This window comes from Ileibacterium valens, from assembly GCF_001945525.1.
Taxonomy (GTDB): Bacteria; Bacillota_I; Bacilli_A; order Erysipelotrichales; family Erysipelotrichaceae; genus Ileibacterium; species Ileibacterium valens.
Window position 1 is genome coordinate 1 of the sequence record NZ_MPJW01000203.1, and the last position, 11,676, is coordinate 11,676.

General features: G+C 39.9%; 1 protein-coding gene. It reads right to left on the minus strand.

The features are described from left to right. Positions 1-646 precede the first annotated feature (646 nt). On the minus strand, positions 647-11,410 hold the full coding sequence (locus BO222_RS10875) for a Spy0128 family protein (RefSeq protein ID WP_075820822.1): 10,764 nt from the start codon (positions 11,408-11,410) through the stop codon (positions 647-649). Positions 11,411-11,676 lie beyond the last annotated feature (266 nt).

Below are 11,676 nucleotides of genomic sequence, written 5' to 3' on the forward strand. Positions count from 1 at the left end.
TAAGCTGGGTGGTTTGATTTCGTTTCATTTTGTCCTCCTTTTATAAGAAGGATATCAAAATAAAACCAACCAAAATTGGCGCATTTCTCGCTGCAATTATTGGTTGGTTTTACGTTAGCATTAACACCAGGCAAATGATCATGATGACCATATATTCCATAGTGCTGTCTCCTTCTTAATTAAGAGTTGTCAGTATCCTACACAATTTTAATTTTCAGAACTGACATAGCTGTCATTATCCTCCTGTGGCATCGTATTTCTGAGTTATTCAGGTTTTACCATACCAACAACGTCATTATACATTGCTTATGGATTTTATACGCATTTATTGTGCATTTTTTGATTTATATAAATGTGTATTTGACGCATTTTTTTCTTGCTTATTTTCATTAATCAGATACAGAATTCAATTCGGCTAAATATTTCTTTGTATGACAATTCTTCTATCCAGAATAATTGAACTTTGTTGCTGACAAAGAAAGAACCTGCATCCTTTGTGGTCAACATGACCACTTGGATACAGGTTCTTCTTTGTTTATTCATTCATTGCTTTATCTGTAATTGAAACTTTTCAAAGATCGTTCACAAAGACTGATTTTAAAATACAGTTTTAGATCCGTCTCTAAATTTTCTTCTCTTTACAGACTTATTTGGATTTCTTATCTCTACGCTTCGAATTCGAATTATAAAGTCCAGCAGCTGCGGCTAAACCAACCATGGCTAGTCCGGTCCATAGGATTGGATGGGTACTGGCTGCAGTTTTGGATGGTCTGGCTTTAGTCGGTCTTCCATTATAAGACGAACCTGGCCTGCGTGGAGGATATTTTGGATTTGCCGGAATGACGGGCTCTTCAATTTCCACTTCATTGGATGGATGAGGAGTTTCGCCTTCTGGATCATTCGTATAGGTCACAATAGCAATGTTTTTCCAGGAAGTATCCTTGCTTACAGCTGGTACTTTTACCTTGAAGGAAACTTCAAAGGATTCGCCTGGTTCAAGAATTTCCTTAAACCAGCTCAGTTTATTTCCTTCGATGATTCCGCCTTCAGAGATGGACCCTTCAACGTAAGTCAGTCCTTCTGGGATGACATCTTCAATCCGAACATTTTCAGCTGCCACATTTCCTTTTGAGTAAGCTGTTAATACGTAGGTGATTATATCTCCATCCTTAACACTCAGTTTGGATGTGGTTGCCTTGCCCTGGTTGCGGATCTGAGTCTTTCGCAGGATCACATTCGGCTTATCGACTGGGACTTCAATCGTAACTTCATTGGAAGGATCTTCCTTATCCGGTCCGCCTGGTTTTGTTGGATCCTCAGGATCTTTAGGATTATCCGGATTGTTTGGATAGCTTACTTTAGCCACATTCGTCCAGCTGCTCTTTTCAGAGACACTTGGAACTTTGACTTTGAAGGTAACGCTTCTGCTTTCCTTAGCTGCGATATCTCCAAGCTTCCAGGTGATTAATCCATCTTTCTGGCTGCCCTGATCACTGATCGAATCAGCAATCAGCTGCAGTCCTTCAGGGATTCGGTCAGTTAAGGTTACATCCTTTGCAGTGGCATCTGAATCATTGGTAATGATCAGCTTATAGGTCACTGTATCTTCTGGATTAACCGAAAGAATCTTCTTCGTGAATTCTCCATCATTAACTGACTGTTCCTTTTCAATATTGAGATGAGGAACATTTGATTCGGATTCAACCGGATTGGATGGTTCTGGAGTATCCGGTTCATCTGGATCATCCGGGTTATTCGGATTGTTTGGATACGTGGCCGAAGCGACGTTAACCCATGTCGAAGCTTCCTTGACTTCTGGTACTTTGACCTTGAAGGATCGCATTACACTTACGCCCGGTTTGAGATCGCCAAGATCCCATTCAACGATATTTCCGTTCAGGATTCCCTGATCTGAAATACTGCCTTCTACAAAGATCAGACCTTCAGGAATCACGTCAGTCAGTTTGACAGATTTGGCATCTGCTTCACCTGTACTGGTAACACGAACAAAGTAAGTGATCACATCCTCTGCTTTGGCATCGGTGATCTTATCTTTCTTTGGTGCTTCACCATTTAATGCCTGTAGTTTTTCAACTTGGATTGCTGGCAGTTTGGTTTCTACTTCGACTTCATTGGAAGGTTCTGGATCAAATGGCTTATCCGGATCTTCTGGATCGTTATAAGTCACTACTCCGACGTTCTTCCATGTTGTGGCTTTCTTGACTTGCGGAATCTGAGCCTTGAAGGATACGGTTTTGTATTCTCCTGGTTCAAGTCTCTCAAACTTCCATGTAATCTCATTGCCATTCAGAACGCCTGATTCATTAATGGAATCTTTGACAAATACCAGTCCTTCAGGAATGACATCCTTAACCACAACATTACCTGCTGCCTTGCTAGAGATATTCGTAACCGTCAGGTTGTAAGTCACAATATCTCCTGAGGAGGCATTGAGTTTAGCTTCAGTTGGAGTGGAGCCATTGACCGACTGATTCTTATGAATAGAAAGTTTTGGTCCACCGGATTCTGGAGTATAGATATAAACATCATTGGATGGAATATCCTTATCCGGTTGTCCTGGCTGATTTTCAGGGTTGTTTGGATAGCTTACAGAAGATCCATTGCGATACAAGGCTGCTTTTTCAGTAAATGGAACCTTCACTTTGAATGTTACACTGCCTGTTTGTTCTGGACTTAGATCTGCAAGAGTCCAAGAAATTACTCCATTTTCATCAACACTTCCGCCATTCGAAATGCTTCCTTCTACAAGAGTAAGTCCTGCAGGAATTGAATCTTTGATGGTTGGTGTTTTCGCAACAGCTTTTCCAGTGTTTTTGATGTTGATCTGATAAGTCACGATGTCATCACCAATCACTGGCAGCATGTCTTTTGTCAGCTCTTCATCATTTTTAGCCTGAAGTTTTTCGATAATCAGGTTTGGTACATCACTTTCAGATTCAACTGGATTGGATGGTTCTTCTACATCCGGTTTATTTGGGTCTTCTGGATCATCCGGGTTTTTCGGATTGTTTGGATAGGAAACCGTACCGATGTTTCTCCAGCGTGTCAGTTTCTTAACAGCTGGAACTCTGACATCGAATGTCACTTCTTTACTCTGTCCGGCTTCAATATCACCGACATTGACAGAAATCAGATTTCCTTTGATTTCTCCTGCTGGATTTAATGTTTCATCCACATAAGTCAGTCCGGCAGGAATTTCATCTTTAACCAGAACACTCTTAGCTACGGCTTTACCCGTATTGGTTAAGGTCAGTTTGTAAGTGATCGTATCATTGGCTTCAACATCAAGAATTGTTTCCTGAAATTTTCCAGAATGGTTCTTGTCCTGTGATTTCTTAATGATCACTTCAGGAACATTCGTTTCTGAATCGACAGGATCACTTGGTACTTCTTTTTTCGGTTCTTTTGGATCTTCAGGATTATCCGGATTGTTTTCATAGGTTAAGGAAGCCACATTGGTCCACTTCTGATAGGAAGTGACTTTAGGAACCTGTACCTTAAACGATACGGTCTTTTTAGCCCCTTGTTCTAAATCAAAAGCATTCCAGGTAATGGTTTTCTTATCAGCAGAAAGCTTGCCGCCATCCGCTTTTAATGAATCTTCAATCAGAATTAATCCTTCAGGAACTGGATAGGTATCAGTAATTACAACACCTTCTGCAGTTCCAGTTCCGGTATTTTCTGCGGTGATCTGATAGATAATCGTATCTCCAGATTCGACGGATAATAAATCAGTCGTAAAGTCACTCTGTTTTCCAGATGTTTTTTCCACCTTTGCCTGTTGCTTGAGGATGGTTACCTTTGGCGCATCAGTCTCTACGAATACTTCTTTGGTTGGAATTTCTTCATAAGGTTCATCTGGATCTTCCGGATTATTCGGGTTATTGGAATAAGTTACAGAAGCAACGTTTTTCCATTTGGTGAAGGTTTCAACTTTTGGAACTTTCACCTTGAACTGAACATTGACTTCTTCACCTGGTTTCAATGTTCCAAGATTCCAGATCACAGTTCCTTCCACATTCTGACCAAGCTGTACTTTGGTTCCATCGGTCTTGACGACAACAGCGGATCCTGAAATATAGCTGAGTTCAGCTTTGGAATCTTTCGGTTCAACTGGAGTAACAGGAATTGGGTCTTTGACAACAACGTCATGAGCTTCAGCCTTACCAGTGTTGGTCACTTTCAGATTGTAAGTCACGACATCGTAAGTTTTAGCCTGTAAGGCAGGGTCTTTATAAGTGACAAATGTTTTTTCATCGATCGACTGAGTCTTTTCAATACTCAGATCTGGTATATCCGTTTTTACAAAGACTTTATTTGTATCTTTTGGAATCTGATTGTCTGGATTTTCTGGATCCTGATAGGTCAGATGTCCAATGTTTTCCCAGACTGTTGCTTGCTTAACCTGTGGAACTTCAACATCAAAGTACAGATAACGTGAAGCCTTCGGTCCAAGCTCACCGACATTCCAGGTAATGGTTGAAGTGTCTTTATCATACTCTCCATTATTCAGAGCCTGAATGAATGTTAATGACTTACCATCAGATACTGGTACTTTGTCGGTCACGATGACATTGTGAGCTGTTGCCGTACCTGTATTGGTTACGATCAGTTCATAGCGAACACGGTCTTTCTTGCTTAAACCAGGTGCTTTTTCAGCAGAATCTGCTTCTTTGCTAAAAGAACCATAAGAATCGTTATCGCTTAACTTGATCGCCTGCGCTTTAACAATTTCAACGGTTGGCTTGGCTGGCTGCGTTTCAACATCAACAGGAGGTGTATCTCGTGTTCCATCATCACCAGTTGGTGGGTTGTTATACTGAGCATTTGCGGCATTAGACCATTTTGTTATGGTCGATACTTCAGGAACTTTCATCGTGAATGAACGGGTTACAGAAGTTCCTGGAGCAATACTTCCAACTTCCCAGGTAATGGTTTCATTTGCGGCATCCAGTTTTCCATCACCCCAGCTGTCCTGAACTAAAGCCAATCTGGCTTTCTTATCACCAGAAACGGCTTCATAAGGAATCTTATCCGTAATGACTACGTTTTTAGCTGCCGCGGTGGCAGTTGCTGGAACACTAGCCGTAATCCGGTAAGTGACTGTATCCTGAGCAATTGCTTTCAAAGGATCTGTAATGAAGTTATTCGTTTCATTCAGAGATTGAGTCTTAGTCAGTTCAAGTGCTGGCTTACCAATATATTCGTTATGGAATGTATATGGGGTTTTGCTGGTTGATCCACCTGGATACGTATAAGTAATGCTCTTAATCGAATAACCAGTTACATTGCCCTTTTCATCTTTGTCTTCAACGACATCAACGGCAACATTCACCTTATTTGAATCGTATTGATAATTATCATTACCGTCATTGTTTTCTACGATTTGATAATTATAAGTTCCGGCCTGTGTGAACTCGATTGGTCCAAAGATGATTTCTCCAGTTGCAGAAGCATTGACTGTTGCTGGATTAGGCAGAGGCACCTTATCAGCTGGCAATACTTCCTTCTTATTCAGGTTTTTAATTCTTCTTAACGACTGATTCGTCGCATCCGTTTGTGGCTGCTCTTCTGGATTGCCATTTTGAGCTTGTTCTGGTGAAGCTCCTTCAGTATTTCCTGGATCTTCAGACTGTTCTGATTCAACTACAGGATCAGTATCTGGATTTACTGCAGGATTCTGAGTGATTTCACCTTGAGTCTGATCCGATCCTTTTGGATCAGTTATAACTGGTTCAGAACTTGAATTGTCTGTTCCATCTTGATTCGAATTATTCTGTTCACCTTCAGGATCTTCTTCCTTACTGCCTTCGTCACCTTCGTTGTTTTCGTCTTTATCTTTATCTTCATTTTCTAAAGACAATGGTTCAACGAGTGCTTCTCCAGCTGCAAAAATTGTGAAGCTGAACTGAGATAAATCTTTTAGTGTTTCAGGAGCGTTTAGATAACCATCAAATCCACTCAGTTCCTTATAAGCCTGGATCTGTCCTTTGACTGTTCCCTTTTTCAAGTTGGTAAAGACTGAAACTGCATCCTCATTTACCGTTCCAGTAGTACCTGCAGTACTGGTCAGTACAAATCCTGGCTGAGCGGATTCAATTTCTTCAATAATATATTGAGAATTATAAGGCGCATTTTTGATAACAGCTACCTGTGTGGATTTAAGAGTAAATTCAGTTCCATTCGTAAATTTCTGGCTGACTGCTCCATCCATCTTTCCGGTTTCATAAATATTTCTATCGACTTTATACAGATCCAGGTCTAAACCGGTAAGCAGATTTCCTGCTGTATCCGTAATGGACGCTTTAAATTTAAACTCAACACTTCTATCTGCATCAGTGATGGCACCATTTTCTCCAGTTCCAGACTGAAGATTCTTATAGATCTGAATTCCTTTATCATTGGTAAATACTTCAGATCCATTTGGTACTGGAGCCGCATTGTTTGCAGAGCCTTTTACACTCAGCTCTCCAGTATTCTGATCTCGTAGAACATTTAGATCGTAGGTTACTGAATGCGTATCCGCATTGATAGTTGCATCATTCAATGTTCCTTCATTGACGGTAACAGTAAATTCACCTTCATCGGTAAATACAAATGGTGTAAATGTTACAGTTCCATCTGCGGCACTCGTTACACTCTGCGCTTGAGGATTCTTAACCACATCAATATTGGTTCCATCCTTAGCAGCAATGGACATTTCAAATGGGAAGTTTGCTGGACTGACACCAATCGCCTGTTTGTTAACCGTTGTTGGAGCCCATGTTGTTTCCGATTTTACTTTGTTTGTGAAGGAGGCGTTTCCCTCATTCTTCGGATTGTCTTTAACGTAATCCGTCGATTCAATTCTGAGCTGTTTAGTATCAGAATCTTCTATCACTTTTACCGATAATTCAACTGGTGTAGCGTCGTATTCAATCTGAGGATCATTTAATTTTCTTTCCTTAATGACGTAGTTATAGGTTTTTACTTCGTTCAACGTAATCGGCAGGAATTGACCAGACATTGAATTCAGATTAAGTTCAGAAATACTTGTTGAATCCAAAGTCAGAGTCTGAATTGGTTTATCAAGGTCGCCTTCTTCATATAAATCGAAGGTAAATACGTCGCTCTCCTTCATATTTCGACCGTCTAGAGTCTTAAGAACAGGAATCACAAGTTCTGTACTCTGATAGGTATTGACCAGAACGATTTCTGTCGTATTAGGATCGTTATTATATTCAACCTCTGAAGTCAGATTATCGCTGTCTGGGTCTTTTGTGACAGTCACTGTAAATCCGACTTCACCAACTACCTGAACCACATGATCCAAGTTCGGATTTGTCTCACGAATAACATACTTATAAGTTCCTGGCTTGGTGAATTTGATATCCCCGAAAGTTCCTTCAAGTGTTTCATTTTCAGTACCTGCAGCTGCTAACGTAACTGCATTCTTTTCTGGCATTGGAACATCGGCAACTGGGATATCCTGGTTATCAGGAGTTTTACTTGCTAAAGCTTCCAGAGTGAATACAAATTCATTTCCGGCAACAGAAGTTCCGTGAATCTTTTTTTTGAAATTCGTTGGAACGATAGCTTCTGGAATGAATTCATTGGTGAATGCAGCAACTTTATCTGCATCTCCTGCAAGAGGTTCTCCATCTTTAGTCCATGTTTCATCAACAACCACTTTGTTTCCATCCATTCTTACCTTCATGGAAACTGTATAAGTAGAAGCATCGTAAGTAATCTGTTCAAGTGGATCTGTATTTAACTCTTTGATCGTAAAATCAAATGTTTTGTTTTGATCTGCTTCAATAAAAGTCAGTGGACCAAAAGAAGCATCTTTGAATACATAAGTTTTGTCGGTATCCTGTTCTGCTTTAATGGAAACAATTGTGGATTCAAGTTCTTTTAATTTAGCTGTACTATCCGCATAAGTTGGCGTTTGAGCATCCCCCGTTGCAGAAATTTCAAACTTGAATTCGTCGTTTTCATTAATTGCTCTTCCTGTAAGTGCCTTACTTACTGGGATGGATATTTTAGTATTTGGAGTCAGTTTGTTGGTGTAAGTGACTGTTGCTTCCGGAGTAGTATCAATTGGTCCGTTAATAGTTCCGTTGACAATACCCTGATCCTTATTTGTGATTTCAACGTAATCACCCGAAACCTGTATATTTTCAACCACATACTGATCACTTGGACTTTCAACGATTTCATACTTCACACCTTTTGGCAAGTTATAAAGAGTATAAGTATCGTTCTTCTTCATCCGAATATGGAATAATCCATCCTCAGGATTTGGAGCCAAAGCCGCTGGTAAAGGAGGAGTACCTGACTCATTCATGACTTCTTTGCCATTCAGGAAATATGGAACTTCTTTAAGACTGTCTCCATTTTTATCCGTAAGTTTGATCTTGAACTCAAATTCATCGTCTGGCTGATTGACATCAGTAAGTTTCCTGATATTCAATACTGCAGGGTTTTCAGCATTGATGAATTTAACTTTATTAAAGTTTGAGATGATATTTTCAAAAGAAAGGCCAATCTGTGGCTCTCTGTATTGCCCATCTTCTTCGCTGGTCGCATTGATCTTTCCATATTGGAAAGTTGTAGTTTCATCCGATTCAGACAGAGGGAAAGTGTGTTCCTTTATATTTTCCTGTCGTTCAGCTGATGGGTTAAGAGTGCCTCCTGGAGCTACATAGTCAGGATTGACTTCATCTGGTTTATAGATTCCAATTTCCGTGACTTTATAGTGATATCCTCTGGGATCTTGTCCTTCTTCAACAGGTCCCAGTGTTGGAAGACCTGTAATATGCATAGTTTCATTATCATCAAGAGTAAAGAGATAATGATCACCAATCAGCTTGACATGATTTGTCGCACATGGCTTTCCATCCTTAATAAATTCAACAGGATATGTATTAAGGAATGGGGTTCCACCAGGTTCTGTGAGTTCTAGTTCAAATACATAGCGATAATCATCTTTAATCGATGAATTTCCAGATGCTCTTTTTATATCTTTTGAAACCTGAATCTCTCCTTGCATGGTAATTTCGTCAACAGATAATTCTTCGAACGGTAATGAATAGCGCATAAAGCAGGAAGAACCTGATGCTCCACGCTCTGTATAATAAACAGTCATTACATAAGCCTGAGATTTTGGCCTTGTATCAACCTGTTTTCCATCCACGTTTTCATATACAACTTTGCTGACATCATCTGAGTTTTGAAGAGCGTTATTATCGTAGTAGTAGATATTGGTACCGTAGGTATCCTTTAAACCAGAAATTTCTTTCTTTTCTTCGATGAAATCCCAGACATCGACGTACATTCCCATTGAAGAATGCACTCCACCAATATCTGCAATTTTTACAGTCGAAGCTGGATCAATAGAGTTTACGTCAACATTTCCATTTTCATCAAAACTTGCTTTCGAAAGGAAAACGATCATATCATCGTCTCCATAGAAGAAGTATCGAAGTGGTGCTGAATACCCATTTTCCATTACGAATGGAAGTTGAACTTTCATACCAAAGTATGGATTATGATCCCCATCAAAATCTGATTCAGGCAATTTTCCACTATCCCAATCAGAATTTTTGGGTGCTATTCCTCCATCTGGTTGACCACTATTCGTATTTAGATCGATATCCTTTAAACCAACCGCAACTCGTTTATCGGATTCTGTTCTGCTTCCAAAACGAATATCATTTCCAGCTTTAATCGTTGTTGAATCTTGCCCAACTAAGTCCATTGGCCAAAAGCGGTTCGCATAAATTTCTGAGGATTTAGATCCGACTGATACTACAGTTTTTTCAAACTTCGAGTAGTTACCTACCTGATTGCCATTATAATCGACCGAATCCAGAGTATATGTTCCGCCAAGTCGGTTAAATCCTAATTTAAAACCATTTTCTCCTTGTGGATAAACGGTTTTACCGGCAACAGGTGATTTGGAAAATATCTCCGGAGATCTAATATTCCAAATCAGATTTTCTGCATTGCTGTCTGAATTCATTGAATTTGCAAGGCCAAAAGTTGCGCCTTTTAAATTGACGCCAGCTGTATAGTTATCACCCCATAAATTTATCCCAATTCGGTTTGTACCATATGTTTTATTTGGTGTGATCGAATAATTTGAATTTCCTGAATCATTACTCCATGGCAGATTTCCTAAACCTGTTCGGGCATTATTATTACCGAATGCAAGATAATTTTCTGCAAGAGTTTTATTACCAGCTAAGCTGTTGATTCCCTGATGCCAGGTTGCAACATACAGTGTTTCGTTCGAATTGATCAGGCTTTGCATCTCCGAAGGAATTCGCATCCCTTCTATAACACCTGAAGAGTTTCTGATAAAATTTCCACCATTACTATTTAATGTTTCAATCTGCTCTTTCGTTATTATCGGAACAGTGTTGTCTGTTCCAGCAACATAACAATTAAGAGCCTGTTTTGCGGAAGCTTCAGTTGTATAAATCCATCCATCAGTGATGTCATAGTCGAAGAAATCAACCGTCCCAACTTCCTTTGTTCCTTCAGTCGGTTCAAACACAAGCCGAATCACAAGCCCTTCAGATACATGAATAATTATTTTTCCATCGGCCGTCTCACCCCAGGTAATTCCATCCTTTGTGGATTTTTTTACAGCACTGGCGAGCTGCTTGTTATTGATGTCATTGGTGAACAATATCTTGGAAGGATCGTGTCTTTGTACTCCATCAATTTCTAACGTTGGTACTGGAACGATATCAAAATCTGCCTGTTGAATCGAATTTGAATCGTCCTGTGTTTCTGTTTTTTTAGTCAGCCAGATTTCCTTTAATGTGTAATTCGGATTATAGGCATTTTCATTTTTCGAATTATACAGCTTATTCATATGACGAATTTGAGGCTTTTTTAGATAGTTGGTGGTGTCATCCTTGAACATTTTGTAAAGTTTCTTTTCAGTTTTTAGTTCGTATTTACCACCACCTGCATCAATCACATCAAATGAATAATGAGGATCCATCTCACGTTTCAGCTTATAATCTATGCCAGTATTTGTCAGATTCGTTGGCAGAGTACCATTTCGAAAGTTTGTATTCCATACTGCAAGCTTATTTGATACCCAGGGAATTAAAATATTTTGACTTGCTTCAGCAAAATAATCACCATCTGTTTCTGTTTTAAACTCGTCTGGCAGGTTTGTTAACGTCTGCTCTGAAAAGTTCAGATAGTGCTGAATTGTGATTATTGGATCCGCATCCGGATTTCGCTCAGCCACGCTCTGTGTCGGATTGTTTCCAGTATTCGAACCATCATCCGTTCCGGTTGCGAAAGCATCCAGACCACATTGGTTAAATACCATAAACGCGCTGATTGACCAGGCAGCCAATTTGTTCAGTATTGTTTTTATTCGCATAGTTTCCTTTCTTTTTTCTCTCTTTCTGGCTTCTGTTCGGAGTCAAGTTATTTATTAACATTTTGGGCAACCAAACAATTAACAGTTTGGGTAATGAATTGGGGGAATAGAGAGGGGTCAGGTATTAACTATAGCAGCCAATACCTGACCCCTCTCTATTCCCCCAATTTGCACTCGCGCGGGCGCCTGGGGGGAGGCCGGACTGTTTAGTCCTCTCGAAATTCAAATTGCTTATCTTTCAGACGATAGGAATCCCCTACAATTTT